The organism is Niabella hirudinis, assembly GCF_051201075.1.
GTDB classification, from domain to species: Bacteria; Bacteroidota; Bacteroidia; order Chitinophagales; family Chitinophagaceae; genus Niabella; species Niabella hirudinis.
In genome coordinates, this window is sequence record NZ_JBPEHJ010000002.1 from 607,029 (window position 1) to 623,809 (window position 16,781).

Consider the following 16,781-nt stretch of genomic DNA (forward strand, 5'->3'; position numbering starts at 1 on the left):
AATTTATAATTATTTAGACAGCTTCTGCCGCCATTCTCTTTGCGATCTTGTTCCGCTCAATTTCATCCAGTACTACTTTACGCATCCGGATAAAGTTGGGGGTAACCTCAATACATTCATCCTGCTGGATATACTCCATACATTCCTCCAGGGTCATCAGGGTCTTAGGTGCAATGCGGGTAGCATCATCGCTACCGCTGGCACGGTGGTTGGTCAGTTTCTTTTCTTCCGTAGCATTTACTATCAGGTCGCCCGGTTTAATGTTTTCTGCAAGCACCTGTCCGGCATATACTTCCTCACCCGGATCTACAAAGAAAGTACCCCGGTCCTGCAATTTATCAATCGAGTATCCGGTTGTTCTGCCCTGGTTTTTAGAAATCAGAACGCCGTTATTTCTTCCGGGAATCAGTCCTTTCCAGGGTTGGTAGGACGAGAAGCGGTGTGCCATTACGGCCTCACCCGTTGTAGCGGTCAGCATCTGCGTACGCAGCCCGATCAATCCGCGGGAGGGAATTTCAAATTCCAGGTGCTGCATTTCGCCCTTGGTTTCCATTACCAGCATTTCTCCTTTCCGGCGGGTAACCAGGTCAATCACTTTGCTTGCAAACTCTTCAGGAACATCCACCACCAGGGTTTCAAAAGGTTCGTGTTTTTTACCATCGATCTCCTTGGTAATTACTTGCGGCTGTCCTACGGTTAACTCATATCCCTCCCGGCGCATGGTTTCAATCAATACACCCAGGTGCAGGATACCCCGGCCGTAAACCAGGAATGCCTCCCCTCCTTCGCTTTCTTCTACACGCAGAGCCAGGTTTTTTTCAGTTTCTTTTTCCAGGCGATCACGCAGGTGACGGCTGGTAACAAACTTACCATCCTTACCATAAAACGGCGAGTTGTTAATACCAAACAACATGTTCATGGTAGGCTCATCCACGCTGATACGGGGCAGCGCTTCAGGGTTCTCTGCATCCGCAATGGTATCACCGATATTAAAATCTTCAATACCCACAACAGCACAAAGATCACCCGCCTGCACTTCGGCTACTTTCTTCTTACCCATGCCTTCAAATACATAAAGCTCTTTTACACGGGTTTTTCTTACACCACCCTCTTGCATCAGGGCTATCTGCTGGCCTTCTTTAATGACACCGCGACCAACTTTACCCACCGCAATCCGGCCCAGGAAGGAAGAATAATCCAGTGAAGTGATCTGCATCTGCAGCGCGCCTTCTTCTGTTTTGGGGGTTGGCACATACTTTAGGATACCATCCAGCAAGGGATTGATATTATCGATCTGTGTCAAGGAATCATTGAACCAGCCGTTCTTTCCGGAACCGTAGAAGGTGGGAAAATCCAGCTGCTCTTCGGTAGCATCCAGGTTAAAAAACAAATCAAATACGGCATCATGCACTTCATCCGGACGGCAATTCGGTTTATCTACCTTATTAATAACCACAATTGGTTTTAATCCCAGGGCCAGTGCTTTCTGTAGCACAAACCGGGTTTGCGGCATCGGCCCTTCAAAGGCATCTACCAGCAAAATAACCCCGTCCGCCATTTTCAAAACACGCTCTACCTCTCCTCCAAAATCGGCGTGACCAGGTGTATCAATTACGTTAATTTTTGTATCCTTGTAAGTAACGGCTGCATTTTTACTAAAAATGGTAATACCCCGCTCTCTTTCCAGATCGTTGTTATCCATGATCAGTTCACCGGTGGCCTGGTTCTCACGGAAGACAGAAGTAGCGTGTAAAATTTTATCTACTAATGTGGTTTTTCCGTGGTCTACGTGCGCGATGATTGCGATGTTTCTTAAATTCATTTTTAAAATTTGGAGGCGCAAAGGTACGATAATTATGAAAGGCAGCCTAAATTTTAGGTCCCTGAACTAAAAATCATCAAAAGATAATACACCTGGCCTACCCCCTTGTTTGGAGTTACAGGAAGCATTTGACTGATAACAAACAGATTATGTATTTTTTACAAACCGCCCGATTTCCTGACTTATTTTTTTCTTCTCCACTGCCGGTTTTTTGCCTAATTCCCCCTTCTTCATGATGTCATCATTGACAAATCCGTATTTTTCTAAATTACTTAGTCCCCCGGAAAAAATTATTTAGCGCTAAATAATTTATCTTGCTGCTTACAAGCATTTGTTTTATGAATCGGACAATTATTGCCGGAATTGGCAGCTATGTGCCTGATAATGTGGTCACCAACGAAGAGCTGACACAGTTTATGGATACCAGCGACAAGTGGATACAGGAGCGCACCGGCATAAAGGAACGGCGCTATGTACGCCGTTTTGAACAAACCACGGCGACCATTGGTGCCGAAGCCGCTAAAATAGCCATAGAAAGGGCGGGGATTACAGCGGGGGATATTGACTTTGTGATCTTTGCCACATTAAGCCCGGATTACTTTTTCCCCGGCTGTGGCGTACTGGTGCAGCGCATACTGGGACTTAAAGATGTTGGAGCACTGGATGTAAGAAACCAATGCAGCGGCTTTTTATACGGGTTGAGTATTGCCGACCAGTTTATCAAAACCGGGATGTATAAAAACATCCTCCTGATAGGGGCAGAAGTGCACTCTTATGCAATGGACTTTTCAACAAGGGGGCGCAACGTATCAGTTATCTTCGGCGATGGAGCGGGGGCAGTGATCCTGCAACCATCACCCGATCAGGAACGCGGCATTTTGAGCACCCACCTGCACAGCGATGGCGCAGATGCTGAAGTGCTGAGCATGCCCAACCCGGGGTTTCATGCAGGAGCCCACCGCCCCGAATGGCGCCCGCCCATTCCTCCGCAAAAATATGGGGGCATTTTTATTACTCAGGATCTTTTAGACAAGGAAGATTTTTATCCCTATATGGATGGACAGGCCGTTTTTAAAAAAGCGGTGGTTAAACTGCCGGAGGTGGTACAAGAGGCACTCAATGCGAATGATTATCAACCCCGGGATCTGGCGCTGTTGATCCCTCACCAGGCCAACCTGCGCATTTCCCAGTTTGTACAACAGGCGCTCAAGCTAAACGATGACCAGGTCTTTAACAATATTCAAAAATATGGAAACACCACCGCCGCATCGGTTCCCTTAGCTTTGTGCGAAGCCTGGGAAAAAGGCCTGGTAAAAGAAGGAGACCTGGTATGCCTGGCAGCTTTTGGCAGCGGGTTCACCTGGGGAAGCGCCCTATTAAAATGGTAAATCATCAGATGAAAAGAAAAATATGCTATATCATTAACCCGATATCGGGAACGAAATCAAAAGAGGCCGTTTCCCATCTTATTGCTAAAGAAACATTAAGAGCCGGTATCCCTTTTTCGTTTTTCCCTTCCGTTGCCAATGGTGATTATTCCTATTTATACGACACCATTACCGGTGAAAAGTATACAGATATCGTTATAGTGGGCGGAGATGGCACGGTAAACCAGGTGGTAGACAGCCTGAAGCACCTGCCGGTACAGTTCGGGATCATTCCCTCCGGATCGGGAAATGGCCTCGCATTTGGGGCCGGCATTCCCAAAACACCGCATAAAGCGCTGGAAATCGTTTTCAGAAACCGAAGTATACCGGTTGACGGATTTCGCATTAACGGAAAATTTGCCTGCATGCTATGCGGTTTGGGCTTTGATGCAAAAGTGGCTCATGACTTTGCCAACCAGCCCCAGCGCGGGCTGATGACTTATGTAAACCAGGTTTTTAAAAACTTTTTTGGTGCGCGGCCCTACTCCTTCAAAATAAAGCTGGGAGAAAAGCGGTTTGAAACCGAGGCCTATTTTATCAGTATCGCCAACAGCAACCAGTTTGGCAACCACTTTACCATTGCACCCAAGGCCAGCCTTAATGATGGTTTGCTGGATGTGGTTATTGTTACCGAACAATCCAAAATGGCCATGCTTTACAATACGCTGATACAAGTAGGCGGTATGAATAAAGTACGGTCTGTTGAAGAGGTCCGGAAAAAACGCGGCATTATCTATTTTCAAACCGAATCTATCCGCATCAGCAACTGGAGCGAAGCCCCTATGCATATTGACGGGGAACCGGTGGATACCGAAAAGAAGCTGAATATAGAAATTGAAAAAAATTGCTTTAAGTTGCTGGCACAATGACACAACGAGCTAAATATGACGTTCCGACACTACAGCTTACCTACCAGGAGGAGCTGCTGGAAGCCGGTTGCGATGAGGCCGGCAGGGGTTGCTATGCAGGTCCGGTATTTGCCGCAGCGGTCATCCTTCCCAACAATTTTTATCATCCATTGCTAAACGACAGCAAATTGCTGAAGGCAGCTGTTCGCGCGGAATTACGTAGCTATATTGAAGCAAATGCGATTGCTTTTGCTGTAGCACAGGTAGGGGTGGAGGAAATCGACTCCACCAATATCCTGAAGGCATCCCAAAAAGCCATGCACCTGGCCCTCGACGCCCTTAACCCCGCGGCAGCCTTCATCGCCGTTGATGGCAATTATTTTGTTCCCTATAACCAGGTGCCTCATGCCTGTATTGTTAAAGGTGATAGCAAATATGCGCATATAGCGGCGGCAAGCATATTGGCCAAAACTTACCGGGATGCCTATATGCAACGAATTCATGAAGAATTTCCTCATTACCATTGGATCTCCAACAAGGGCTATGGCACTTTAAAGCACCGGATAGCCATCGAAGAAAACGGAATCTGCAAACATCACCGGAAAAGTTTTAATATTTTGCCGGAGTCTTTGTTATCAGTAAATAACTGAATGGCATTGATTTTGAATATAGCCTAAGAAGTTGTTTAAAAATACAAATCCACAGATATGAAAAAATGGCTCCTTTTAGTAATGGTAGCAGTATTTGCCATCTTTACTTCGTCTGCGCAACCGCGACCGCCAAGACCTCCGCATCCGCCGGGGCTTCATGCACCACATCATTACAAACCCAAAAAGCAGCATCATAAAAAATACGATAAAAAACGGCACGCCCATTACCGGCCTGTAAGGCACCGGCGCCCGCAACACCCGCCCCGGCCACCACTGCCGCCCAGACCACCGCTGCCTCCGCATCCATAAAAATAAAATATACCCTGAATCAGGTATAGAGGAGGCACCGGTTTTTCAATAAATTTGATGGCGTTTTTTGAGCATTTACTATTTAAATGAAACATATATATGAAAAAATCTTTTTTTCTTTTACTGTTGGGTATGGGCCTCCTGAGCGCTTCCTATGCGCAGAGTTCTAAACCAGACGATAAAAAAACAGAGACCAAATCGGATACAAAAAAATCGAAGAAAGCTGAAAAAGAAACTCCGGAGGAGCGCCACGAACGGCAGAAAGACTTCTGGAAAAAAGTAGGCACTGATCAGCGGGATTTCTGGAAAGGCGAACACGAACGCCATGTAAAAAACAAAGAAGAAAAGGAAGGAAAGAGCGATAAAAAAGAGACCGCGTCCAGGGAATCAAAAGATTCAAATGCAGACGCTAAAGAAACCAAGGTAGAAAAGGAAGACCGTCGCCCGCAGCATCCACCCAAGCCGCCCAACCCCTTTAAAAAGAAGAAAAAAGATAAGGAAGAAAAAACAGAAAATACCGAATCGGGTTCCTGATATTCCTGACTATTATAATATACGTTGCAGCACGGCCACAATCCGTGCTTTTTTAATTTCGCCGGTCAAGCCCCCATATCAGTTTTGTTTGCAGCGTATGCAGGAAATTGTTCTCGCTGAGGCGAACCAGCGCAATCGTAAACGATTCTTTTTTTACGGCCAGCGAAACGTTTTTTGTCACAATTTCCCTGCGGGAATCCAGTGCACAGATGATATCATCCGATCGGCTTTCAATGTCAAAGGAAATGATACTGTTATCGTTTACCACCAGAGAGCGCATATTGAGGTGATGCGGGGCAACCGGCGTAATAACAAAATTCCCCGAGTCCGGAAAAACGATGGGGCCGCCGCAACTTAAAGAATAGCCGGTTGAGCCTGTAGGTGTTGCCACTACAAGACCATCTGCCCAATATACATTCAGAAATTCGCCATTGATGTAGGTATGAATCTTCAGCATGGACGCCGTATCTCTTTTGTGAATGGCAAATTCATTCAAGCCAAAAGGCTTATCTCCGAATAAGGAAATGTCTGCATCCAGGTGCACCAGGGTTCGCTGCTCGGTTACATAAGTCCGCAGTGCCAGCGACTTTATCGCAAGGCGCAGATTATCGCGGCCAATACTGGATAAAAATCCCAGCCGGCCAAAGTTAATCCCCATAATGGCAATGGGCCTGTCCATAACCAGAGCCACCGTATCCAGCAAGGTACCATCGCCGCCCAGGCTTACTATACATTCTATATCCCTGGAAAGATCGGCTGTTTGCTCAAAAACCCGGGTAAGGTCATCCAGACCTATATCGTCTTTTATTTCCTCAAAAAAGGGACGAAACACAGTATAACCCAGGCCATAGGCCTCCAGTTCCTGAAAAAACGTTTTTACATCTTCGAGCTGTAGCTGATCAATACCCCTACTGTAAACGGCAATTGTCATCCGGAAACTTTTATGGTTTTAATGGCCGAATGTAGCCTTGATGATTAAAGTTTTCATTTTAAAACACATCCTCCTTCTTCTGTAAATATATACCGTTTTCACCTAAGTGGTTATAAGAGAATTCTATTTTCAGGGTAACGTTGTTAATCGTAAAAATATCAAACCCTATACCGCCGCCAAGCAAGAGTCTGTTGGGCAACCGGTTGCCCGGCCCGGGATGCGGGTTGTACACGTAGCCCGCATTCCCAAATATTTTGCTGTAAATTTTGAGTGGTACGGCATCTGGGAACTTGCTTCTGAGAACAGGAGGCGAAAAACTGAAGTTTGTAAGCCTTGTTGCCAGTGAGCCACTGACAAAACCTCCGGCCACGCCGTCCGTTACATAATACTCGTAGCCCCGTAAAAACATGTCGCCATAGCCCAGCAGTTGCTGGTTATAATAAGGCTGTTTAAACGGCACTTTTAGTGTACCGCTGGCGCCCAGGCTATAATAGGAGAGCTTGCCCAACCGCCAGTAGCCCACCGCTTTTGCGGTTAACTGCCAAAGGTTCATAGCATTGTTGAACCCTTGTTTGGATACTAAGACTTCTGCGGCATGCCCCTGGGTGGGATAGGGTATAAAATCTACATTTTCATAGCGCATCCGGTAAAACAATTCGCCATACCTTATCTGTTCGCCGCTGTGATTGATTACGTCAGGATTGAGGCGAAACACCGTATCGCCCAGCCGGAGCGAGTGAAAGCCCACCCCAAAGTAATGCCTGGTGTAAATCTTTTTCCGGTAAGAAAATTCAAGCCTGCTGTCAAAAAAATTCTTCAAAAAGTTGGTATCTTTTATAAACTGTTGTTTGTCGCCAATGGTATTATACAGCACTTCATGGTTCTTGCCCAGATCTACCTTTATATTAATCCCCCATTTTAATTGTTTGTCAATATAGGGCCGCAGGTAGCTAAAGCTCAGTTGTCGTGTATACCCCGTAATAAAATAAAAACGCAGCTTATCATTGGCGCCGGTTACATTGTCCCATAGCAGTTTTGCGCCATAATCGATCCTGGCAGTACTGGCGCCTTTTTCAAACAGCCATTGGTTCAGGTTCCGGTCTACCGGCTTAAAATAAGGGAGCGGCAGCAGGTACAATTTCTCCGTTACCCTTATTTTAATATCCACATAGGGTGGGTCAAACAACAGTATTGATACATTTCCTTTTTGAAACAGGTTCAGGTTCAGGATCCTTGTTTTGGCCAGCTCGAACAACTCCGGAATTTTCTCCAGGTGGATGGAGTCTCCTTTTTTGAAGGGCAGTTCCCGCAGCAGGATCGTATCCTGTGTTTTTCTATTCCCTTCAAATACAATATCCCGGATAACGAATGCCCGGGTCATTGAATGCGGCAGGCTGTCGATCCTGGGATCATTTTGTGTAACGGGCGAAGCTTTGTTAACTTCCCTGACGGTGACGGTTGTATCCACCTGGGCAAACAGGTCTGTATAGCACCCCAATAAAAGAAGGATGAGAAGCGTAAATCTATTTCTCAGAGGTAAAATTTTCACATCTAAAGATAATTACGGTTGCAATACTATATATTAAGGTAGTTCATAAGGTTTTCGTAATTTTCTTTAAGTTCATTGGTGTATAATTCTTCCCCAAAATAATAGCGCACATTATAATCATAACGCTGAAAACTGGCTACAATATCCGACACTTCCGGTTTATTAATCCGGATCGTAATTTCGAGTGCATTACGTTCTCTGACGGGCCGGGTATTCAATTGAGTGATACGGGCATCGTTTGCCTCCACTATTTTTGTGATCTCAGAAAAAGAATATTGATTTGAATCAATTTCGAAAACAATCAGCGCCCCGGGATCCTGGAGCTGGAGAAAGTCCGCCACATATTCGGAAAGCGTGCCGGACTCAATGGCGCCCACAAAATTGTTTTCTTTATCAACAACCGGCACCACCGTTAAATGATGTGCGCTGGCTAAAGCAAATGCTTTTAAAAAATGCTCGTCCTCTTTTACAGAGTAGCTGTTTAAGGGCTGCGGCATTTCCCCTATAGAAAGCCCGTCATCTACGTCTAACAAGGCATTTTCATTAACCAGGCCTGCCAGTTTTCCTTCGTTGGTAACGGCAAGATCCGTCACATGATGCTCCTGCATCAGGCTTAGTACCTGATAAACCCGGTCCGACAATTTTAATTGTGGCAATGCTTCAAATGATAGATCCTTAACTAACATGATACTGCCTGTCTTTACACCTAAGACAGCCTTCAGGAGACTTTTGTTGCAACGGCTCCCAGTCTTTGTAAAAAATTAAGTAAAATTTTATTAAACTCTGCCGGAACCTCCATCATGGGAGCATGTCCGCACTGATCAATAAAATGAAGCTCGCTGTTTGGCAGCAGTTTTTTAAACTCATCTGCCACAAAAGGCGGGGTAATATTGTCATTCTTACCCCATATCAAAAGGGCGGGAATGGTTATCCGGCTTAACTCTTCGCCAAGATTATTACGGATTGCACTCTTGGCCAATGCAATAATTTTGATCACTTTTAACCGGTTATTGGTGATGTCAAACACCTCATCTACCAGCTCTTCGGTTGCCATTGCCGGGTTATAGAACGTATATTCCGTTTTCTTCCGGATGTACTCCCGGTTTCCTCTTTTGGGATAACTGTCGCCCATACCGTTTTCGAAGAGGCCCGAGCTCCCGGTAAGGATCAGCGATTTTACCACCTGTGGTTCGTTCCTTAAAAGATATACAAGCCCTACATGGCCTCCCAGTGAGTTGCCCAGCAGGTGTACATTATCATACCCCCTGGTTTCAATAAATTTATTCACATACTTAGCCAAGCCGCTCACACTGGTATTCAGGATATCCATTTCGAGCAGCGGCAGCATGGGCACAACTACTTTAACATGATTCTTAAAATAATTGATCAGATCACTAAAATTGCTTAAAGCTCCAAACAAGCCATGCAACAGCACCAGCGTTTGTCCCTCGCCTTCCTCAATGTATCTAAACTTATCGTGCTGTTTTATTTCGTATTCCATTCCGTAGTAATAGCAATATGGCTGCTAATATATTGATTTTAATAATGAATCAAAATGTTAATTTATATAAAAGTATTAAATTTTATAAAAAGAATATTCTGAAAACAATAGTTAAATTATTAATTTTTTAATTAAAAAACTGTTCCAGCTGCTCAAACAGGTTCCTAAAGCCCGGAATCAGGAAACCCGTAGCCTGTATTACCCGTTTTCCAAACTGCTCTATAAAACCAAAAGTAGCAGACCCGGTGACGGTTGACTCCGGTAACAAACGTAGCTGATTCAGGTAAAACAGCAAAACTGCATAAACCGCAATATAGAGCATCGCAAACAGGAAGATTCCTCCAAACCGGTTTACCCACCCCAGCATCATCTTTTCTACAGAAAATTGAAGAAGCCGGGCCACCCAGTTTACCAGCAGTACCACCCCCAGCAGGACCACTGCAAAGGCTACAACCGGAAGCCATTTGTCGGATAGTTTTACGATGGTGCCCATTTTACCAGCTACAACAGCGGATAACTTCATAGCTGCAGCCAGGCCAATAACAAGCGCCAGGTATGAAAAAAGGCCTACGATCAATCCTTTCCGGTAACCTTTAAAAACAGCCGCGCATAAAAGAACTGCAAAGACAATGTCAATAATCATCCATTGCTCTTTATTGAGCCAGCAATTCCTTTACCAGGGCGGCAATGGTCTTCCCGTCTGCCTTTCCGGCCAGCTCCTTTGAAGCCAGGCCCATTACTTTACCCATATCAGCCGGGCCGGAAGCCCCTGTTTGTGCAATAAAACCAGCTATAATGGGTTTTATTTCCTCCTCGCTCAGTTGCGCCGGAAGATACTTGTCCAGTACCTCAATTTCTTCCTTTTCCTTTTGTGCCAGGTCAGGGCGATTTTGTTTTTCAAAGATCTCCAGCGCATCTTTCCGCTGCTTCACCAGCTTTTGCACCAGCTTTATTTCATCATCTGCCGACAGGCTGTCTTTGGCGCCTTCCGCCGTTTTGGCCAGTAAAATAGCGGCTTTAATGGCTCTTAAACTGCGCAATGCCACTTCCTGCCTGGCCAGCATTGCTTTTTTTATATCGTCATTAATGGTTTGTTCCAGTGACATGGTATGGGGGTTTGAGATTTGAGATCCGGTTTTAACATTTCGTGTTGGGCGCTAAGCATTCTGCATCCAGCATTACGTTGCTTTTTGCTGCTCCAGTTGTTTTTCCTGGAATTTCTTATAAAATTCCTGAGCAAACTCCTTCATCTCCGCTACCTGGTCGTGATACTGAGTGGCACGCCCGTAAGTATCCGCCATGGTCATAAGCGACTGGTAAAAAAAATCGGCCATTTCATCTACCATCATCTCTTTGGTCCAGAGATCAATCCGCAGCGCGGCCCGTTCTGCTCCGTCCCATAAGGAAAGCAACACCGCCTTGGCCCTTTTTTCCTTTTCCGCAGTGCTGGCCGTTGCATTCCAGCTTATTTCGGACGGCACTTTGTCGTCATCCAGTTCAACATTTATTGTAATCGCTGATTTCATCCTTCTGTTATTTTAAGCTAAGAACCGCAAATGTAAGCATTCACCATCAGGCCTGCAACAACCGTTTCTTCAGAAGGCTTAAACCGGCATCGGGGCTCAGCTTCAGGGGGTGCTGCTCATACCGTTGTATAAATTGCAGGCGTAACCCCTCATTTTTGTAAAGCTCCATCATCCGCTGAGCGAGGGATGCTTCCTGTGCTGCCTCAAATAAAAAAACATCCGGGTGCAACGGTTCCCTTCCTGTAATTGCTGCTACCACGGGAACCTGGCAGGTTAATGCTTCGGCGGCGGCAGCAGGAAACGCATCCTCCTGCGCAAAAGTAATGGCGGCATAGGCGGCCCCCAATGCCATTGCATAGTCCGGCGCTCCGGAGCTCTCAAAAAGTATCACGTCTTCCCGGTATTTGTAGGTATCCAGCACATCAAAAACAGTGCTGAATGCGCGCCCGGGATGGCGCCCTCTTTGTGTAAGCAGCAGCTTCCAGCCGGATTGCTGCATTTTTTTGAACTGCGAGAAAGCTTTGAGCAGCGTAAGCAATTGCTTGCGGCTCCATTGCGTGTCCGCGCAAATAAAGAATTCCCGCCCGGCAGTAACCCGGTTTTTAAAATCAAGCTGTGCCAGCGCCTCCGGGGGTTTGAGCCCCGGCAGCAGCAATCCTTCTACTACCAGTACCTTTTCCGGATCCAGACCTGTATTTTCAACCAACATGCTTTTAAGAAGCCCTGAGCTAACTACGATGCCGGCCAGCTTTTGCAGGGCCGGTAGCTGTTTTGATGTATAGCCGGCTGCGTTTTGCAACAACAGGAATTGTGGTATGGGAAACCGGAGTGTATCTTTTATATCCGTTAAAATGAGGGCGCGGATCTTATTTTTTCTTAATAACCGGGGCAGCACCCGGCTTTTTTCAAGGGAGCGGCCGAGAAACCCTTCCCTTCTTTTTGAAAGAAGAGCAATCCGGACACCCGGATCAACCGTTACGGGAACAGGCCCCTTGCTCCTTGAAAAAACAAGGAGGCCCCCACCCGACCATTCGGATTGTAAAACATTTACTATCAGTGTATTAAATGGATCCAAAAACGGATCATCTTCTGAATTGCTGCTATAAACTGCGATTGACACCTGGTACCCCGATTAATAGAAATTTATGTTTAGTCCCTGTTTAATTTTTATTTATCTTTGTATTTAGCTGCAAAGGTATAATGTATCCTGATATTGAACTTACATACATTTGAGCGATCCCAAACATTTTTATGGAATATAATACAACAAGGAACCATCTGACTATACGGGAGTATGGTCGTAATGTGCAAAAAATGGTGGAGTATATCCTAACCATTGAAGACCCCGAACAAAGGAAGAAAAATGCCCACGCCGTTATTGAACTAATGGGCATCCTGAACCCCTCGTTGAAAAACGTAGAGGACTATAAACATAAATTGTGGGACCATCTTTTCCAGATTTCTGATTTTAAGCTGGATGTGGATGCCCCCTACCCCGCACCTACCCCTGAAGAACTGAGTGCCAAACCAACACCCATTCCCTACCCCACCCGCAGTTCAAAACTGGCGCACCTGGGATCAAATCTTGAAGGCCTGATTGAAAAGGCGCTGGAGGAAACGGATGCCGACAAAAAACAGGGCTTTGCCAACAGTATTGCCTACTACATGAAACTGGCGTACAGCAACTGGCATAAAGAAATTGTGCATGATGATGCCATCCAGAGCGAGTTGAGCGATATTACAAACGGGCAGCTGACGTTCACCAATACACCGAGCGTTAAGGCGTTTCGTCCCGACAACGGGCGTGATCGTGATAAAGGCAACTTTAGTAAACGCAACAAGTTCCAGCAACGCAACGGGAACAACGGAAACGGGAGCGGCAACCGCCGCAACGGGAACGGGAACGGCAATTTTAAGAAAAAACGGTTTATTTAAAGTATTTACACCTGATAAGCGCCCGGTTTTATCCGGGCTTTTTTATGCTAAGGCTTTTAACAGAATCTTTTGCCGCTTTGCTTTCAAAACAATTATATTCGTTGGACTATCTCTTGATCTAAAAAAACATTCAACATGAAAAAACTATTGCTGCTTATGGCAATGGGTGCCGCCATAACTGCTGGCGCCCAAAATGACCTGGTAAAAGCAACTATTCCTTCTTCCGGGCTGCTTTTAAAAGATCCACCATCAAAAAGCGTATTCCAGTCACAAAGTCCTGCCTATTTCAGACGGGAAAAAACCGCTGAACAATGGCAGAAATTAAGAAGGGCCGGTATTGTCTTAACCAGCGGGGGCATTGCCTGTGTTGCAGGAGGTATTGCTTTAATTGCCGCGGGGGAGGATCAAAGTAATAACGGATACAATTATTATACAGACGACACGCCGGGCGAAGCAAAAATTATTGTAGGTGCAATGGGTATTGCTGGAGGTATTATGGCACTGGGAGGAGGTATTACCATGTGGGCCATTGGCAACAACCGGCTGAAAAAATATTCAAAAAGGGTTTCATTTGACGCGGGCGGCCGTTCGGCAACGCTGGCTTATAAGTTTTAATAAACACGGCCTGCTTCATTTTGCTCATTGCAACTAAAATTCAGTTGCAATTTAGTTTTTTTTTACTGTACCAAATATAACCAAAGAGGCCCGGCTACTCTTGAAGCCGGGCCTCTTTTTGCAAATATTTCGTTATGCTGAGCGGGAATGAATGGATTGCTATAAAAAACGCATTAATTTGTCCCAGGCGAAGTATATTTATTTCATCGACAGCAAAAAGCCGATGGTAAAGTTGGCATCCCAGTCAAATACGAAGGTATCACAATTGGTAGCGTCTTTGATCGCTTTGTAGATGTTGACACCGCTCTTTGTTTTTACCTTATCCGATTTATACGTACCAGGATCATTCAGCACCGTGTACCGCTCCTCGCCATTCCGGATTTCCTTAGCCAGCTCAAAGGGAACCCCTCCCAGAATAAAACATACTTCGCGTTTATCAGAAGGAATCTTTGAGGCCGCCGCTTTTACCTGGCTGTAAACCGCATCGTCTTTCATATCCTTTTCATAATATTTGGCACCGGGGGTTTCTACCGCCTGTACATTGTCGCCGGCATTTACCCAGGATATCTTTGTATTTCCTGAGCCAATATCCGTTACAAATGAGTTATCCCGGTAAGCTTTGGGCAACACCGACTTTAATGCCAGTTTTCCCTCCTGATCTGGTGTTACCAGGTTTACCACATACCCCATCTTCTTTAGCTCAGATGCGATGATGGCCGTTTTGGGTTCTTTCTGCGCTCCGGAGCTGATGACGAAATGTACATTTTTGGAACGTACGCCTTTATCAAACATATTGCCGATATACTTCTTCAGGCCCGCCCGGATATCCTCCGTAGTAGCCATCCCCTCATAGGCAAAGGACTGACCAAAGTCTTTAGACACGATCTCCCAGCGTTTTTCCGCGTCCACGTTTATGATGAACGAGTTAAAGCCGGAAGCGCCTACTTCCACCACGCCTTTCAGCTCGCCGTTTACAGGCTTTTCCGGCTCATAATTAAAGGTTCTGCCGGAAGCCGCTGCTTTTGTTTCAGAAGGTTTTGCACCCTCATCATTACCGCCATTGGCCGCCGTTGCTGTAGTTTCGGTCTTTACATCGTCATGGCTGTTAAATACCCCGCTTTTATACCCCCAGTAACCGATCAGGAAAATGGGAACGGCAATAATAAAAGCTTTAATAGGCCAGCGCAGGCGCGACCAGGTTGATCTTTGTTCCATAGTATATGTATCTGTTTTGTTGTTTGATTAATCGAGCAATGAAAAACCTTTGTCTACTTTTTCTTCCGGTTTCAGTTCATAGCCGGCATTGGCCACTTCCGTTACATTCAGCACTTTCAGATTGCGCTCATCCACTTTTTTTATAAAGGCCTCCAGTTCGCTTTGGGAGGGGGTGCCGCCCACGGTAACATTATTGTTCTGATCCAGGAAGTCGAGGTTGGAGCGGATGGAGGCAATGTTCTGGCTAATGGCCCCGGTAGCCGCATTCATGGCTTCCTGAAAGGCCCATCCGTCTTTTATGTTAAACACATCGGCAAGTCCTTCGGTGGCACTTTTCATCTTTTGTGTGGCTTCTAATTTCTTGGCGATGATGGAAATGCTGCTGTTGAGCGTGCTCACATAAATACGCGCGGCGCTTTCATTATCTTTTAATACCTCCAGCACCTTGCTAAACTGGTTGGCATACTGTGCATAACTCCGGGCATTTTGTTCTTCGGCCTCTCCTTCCTTCCCCAACAGGAAGGCCTTGGTCCGGGTTTCTTTTGCATCACGGGTCAGTTCATTTGCTTTTTCATTATTGCCGCCTGTTGCCGTCTGTTTTGCCCTTTCCTCCAGGTCGGCCGCTTCGGTTGTAAACCGTCTTGCATACTGGTATTTTTCTTCTGCCGTTTTTTGCGCATTTTCACCGCTGGTGATCATATCAATACGTACACCATCCACATTAGCGATCTTATTTTTTACCCGCTTCAACGTGTCTTTTGCATCCCGCTCCAGCAACTGCAGGGTTTCAATAGGATTCTTACGGATGATCTCTTTCTCTCCCTTAAACAGCAGTACGGTTCCCAGGCGATGCAGCAGGGAAACGATCTTTGGCGCCAGCAGCAACAGGGTAATCAGCAGGATGCCAAAAACAACCAGCCATACACTCTTCCGGGCATACGCAACCAGTACATCCAGGTACTTAAAAAATGCAAATGCACCGCCAATGACCAGGGCCCAGAAAAATACGGCGGAGATCGTCTTTTTTCCTTCGGGTGTTATTACCTGTGCCGGCAAATGATCGCCTAATACCTGAAAGATGGGCAGCTGACTTTTGATTTCTGCCGGGATATTGATAATCTGTGATTTTTCTGACATGTTCCGATTTTAATTTATGTTTTGTTCAATAATGGAAATGGCCTGTTGAATATCATGGACCACTTCATTTACTGCTGATCGCCCAAGGGATATTTTTTGATCGATATCTTTGAGCTGACCGTCATATTTTCCATCCAGCGCTTTATAGGATTGTTGTTTTTCCGATAATTTGCGCTGCAATTCTTTGATCTTTGTTTCCAATTCGCCTATTTCCCTTTCGAGCAGTTGTTTCTCCTTTACCAGGTTGTCCTGAACCGTTTGCTTCTGGTTTTGTTTTTGTGCTACATCCTGGTCGATAACTCCCTGTATTTTTGCGGCATAATTTCTTGCGCTGCTCAGCAGCCGCTCTTTGGTAAGCGACTTATCAACATATTTTAGTGAAGTAAAAGCTGCCCTGATAGAGCCCGCATCAATGGTACCCATATCCGCAGCGGCGTTCCACACTTCAAAAAAGTCGATCCCCTCTTCATTTAACTTTTCCAGCAACTCCAGTACCCGCGCCTTCATTTCTTTCAGATCGCTGCCCGGCGCAGCGCCCGCTTCAGCAGGGCGTGCATAAACGGTAACCGGTTTTACCGGAACAGACGGAGGGGGGGCCGGCTCCCCGGGTTCCTCATGTACAGTTTCATCGTCTTCAAAAATCAGTCTTTTAATATTCCGGAGAATACCGGAACTGTTTTTTCCAGGCTTTATATCCATATTCAATAAAATCTAAAGCTAAAATACAAAAACTACGCAGAAAAAGCGGTATCCTGGCGGCGAGTGGAGGGCGATTGCCGGTA

General features: G+C 45.8%; 19 protein-coding genes. 6 read left to right on the top strand and 13 right to left on the bottom strand.

What is annotated here, in order from left to right; genetic code table 11:
* Positions 1-13: 13 nt before the first annotated feature.
* A complete protein-coding gene (gene typA / locus GGU45_RS06000; RefSeq protein WP_435222914.1) occupies positions 14-1,822 on the bottom strand; it encodes a translational GTPase TypA in 1,809 nt (602 codons plus the stop codon).
* A gap of 338 nt (positions 1,823-2,160) precedes the next feature.
* Here typA and GGU45_RS06005 point away from each other — a divergent pair, with 338 nt between their 5' ends.
* Genes GGU45_RS06005 through rnhB form a run of 3 tightly spaced genes read left to right on the top strand, consistent with a single transcriptional unit; the run spans position 2,161 to position 4,747 of the window.
* Positions 2,161-3,210 carry a 3-oxoacyl-ACP synthase III family protein gene (locus GGU45_RS06005; protein WP_435222916.1) on the top strand — a complete coding sequence of 350 codons (1,050 nt, stop codon included), beginning with the start codon at positions 2,161-2,163 and terminating at the stop codon, positions 3,208-3,210.
* Positions 3,211-3,218: 8 nt separating this feature from the next.
* Positions 3,219-4,118, top strand: a complete 900-nt coding sequence (locus tag GGU45_RS06010; protein WP_435222918.1) for a diacylglycerol/lipid kinase family protein — start codon at positions 3,219-3,221, stop codon at positions 4,116-4,118.
* Positions 4,115-4,747 (top strand): ribonuclease HII, encoded by a 633-nt coding sequence (gene rnhB, locus GGU45_RS06015; protein WP_435222920.1) that lies wholly within the window; start codon positions 4,115-4,117, stop codon positions 4,745-4,747. The genes GGU45_RS06010 and rnhB overlap by 4 nt, the downstream gene beginning before the upstream one ends.
* Positions 4,748-4,850: 103 nt before the next feature.
* On the opposite strand, the gene GGU45_RS06020 is transcribed toward rnhB, so the two are convergent.
* Entirely contained in the window at positions 4,851-5,054 is a 204-nt protein-coding gene (locus tag GGU45_RS06020) for a hypothetical protein (RefSeq protein ID WP_435222922.1), read from the bottom strand.
* A 101-nt stretch (positions 5,055-5,155) separates the two neighbouring features.
* Here GGU45_RS06020 and GGU45_RS06025 point away from each other — a divergent pair, with 101 nt between their 5' ends.
* The gene (locus GGU45_RS06025) at positions 5,156-5,590 is read left to right on the top strand and encodes a hypothetical protein (RefSeq protein ID WP_435222924.1); all 435 of its coding nucleotides are present in this window, start codon (positions 5,156-5,158) and stop codon (positions 5,588-5,590) included.
* 52 nt (positions 5,591-5,642) lie between these two features.
* Here GGU45_RS06025 and GGU45_RS06030 read toward each other — a convergent pair whose 3' ends face one another.
* The 8 genes from GGU45_RS06030 to GGU45_RS06065 form a co-directional block, all read right to left on the bottom strand.
* Positions 5,643-6,521: an NAD kinase gene (locus GGU45_RS06030; protein ID WP_435222926.1), complete on the bottom strand. Its 879-nt coding sequence runs from the start codon at positions 6,519-6,521 to the stop codon at positions 5,643-5,645.
* 58 nt (positions 6,522-6,579) lie between these two features.
* A complete protein-coding gene (locus GGU45_RS06035) occupies positions 6,580-8,070 on the bottom strand; it encodes a POTRA domain-containing protein (protein ID WP_435222928.1) in 1,491 nt (496 codons plus the stop codon).
* 26 nt (positions 8,071-8,096) lie between these two features.
* Positions 8,097-8,756, bottom strand: a complete 660-nt coding sequence (locus GGU45_RS06040) for a CBS domain-containing protein (protein ID WP_435222929.1) — start codon at positions 8,754-8,756, stop codon at positions 8,097-8,099.
* Positions 8,757-8,788: 32 nt separating this feature from the next.
* Positions 8,789-9,571, bottom strand: a complete 783-nt coding sequence (locus GGU45_RS06045; RefSeq protein WP_435222931.1) for an alpha/beta fold hydrolase — start codon at positions 9,569-9,571, stop codon at positions 8,789-8,791.
* A 127-nt stretch (positions 9,572-9,698) separates the two neighbouring features.
* A complete protein-coding gene (locus tag GGU45_RS06050; RefSeq protein WP_435222933.1) occupies positions 9,699-10,214 on the bottom strand; it encodes a CvpA family protein in 516 nt (171 codons plus the stop codon).
* Positions 10,215-10,224: 10 nt separating this feature from the next.
* Entirely contained in the window at positions 10,225-10,677 is a 453-nt protein-coding gene (locus tag GGU45_RS06055; protein ID WP_435222935.1) for a GatB/YqeY domain-containing protein, read from the bottom strand.
* A gap of 72 nt (positions 10,678-10,749) precedes the next feature.
* Positions 10,750-11,097, bottom strand: a complete 348-nt coding sequence (gene gldC / locus GGU45_RS06060; protein ID WP_435222937.1) for a gliding motility protein GldC — start codon at positions 11,095-11,097, stop codon at positions 10,750-10,752.
* Between the two features lie 46 nt (positions 11,098-11,143).
* On the bottom strand, positions 11,144-12,217 hold the full coding sequence (locus tag GGU45_RS06065; RefSeq protein WP_435222939.1) for a glycosyltransferase: 1,074 nt from the start codon (positions 12,215-12,217) through the stop codon (positions 11,144-11,146).
* A gap of 131 nt (positions 12,218-12,348) precedes the next feature.
* Here GGU45_RS06065 and GGU45_RS06070 point away from each other — a divergent pair, with 131 nt between their 5' ends.
* Both GGU45_RS06070 and GGU45_RS06075 read left to right on the top strand, forming a co-directional pair.
* On the top strand, positions 12,349-13,032 hold the full coding sequence (locus tag GGU45_RS06070) for a DUF4290 domain-containing protein (protein WP_435222941.1): 684 nt from the start codon (positions 12,349-12,351) through the stop codon (positions 13,030-13,032).
* A 135-nt stretch (positions 13,033-13,167) separates the two neighbouring features.
* Positions 13,168-13,647 (top strand): hypothetical protein, encoded by a 480-nt coding sequence (locus GGU45_RS06075; protein WP_435222943.1) that lies wholly within the window; start codon positions 13,168-13,170, stop codon positions 13,645-13,647.
* Between the two features lie 198 nt (positions 13,648-13,845).
* Here the strand turns inward: GGU45_RS06075 and GGU45_RS06080 are convergent, their stop codons facing one another.
* The 3 genes from GGU45_RS06080 to GGU45_RS06090 are packed head-to-tail and all read right to left on the bottom strand — an operon-like array spanning position 13,846 to position 16,698.
* Positions 13,846-14,862, bottom strand: a complete 1,017-nt coding sequence (locus GGU45_RS06080) for a hypothetical protein (RefSeq protein WP_435222944.1) — start codon at positions 14,860-14,862, stop codon at positions 13,846-13,848.
* 27 nt (positions 14,863-14,889) lie between these two features.
* Positions 14,890-15,999 (bottom strand): hypothetical protein, encoded by a 1,110-nt coding sequence (locus GGU45_RS06085; protein ID WP_435222945.1) that lies wholly within the window; start codon positions 15,997-15,999, stop codon positions 14,890-14,892.
* A gap of 9 nt (positions 16,000-16,008) precedes the next feature.
* Positions 16,009-16,698, bottom strand: coding sequence for a hypothetical protein (locus GGU45_RS06090; RefSeq protein ID WP_435222947.1), 690 nt, complete (start codon positions 16,696-16,698; stop codon positions 16,009-16,011).
* Positions 16,699-16,781 lie beyond the last annotated feature (83 nt).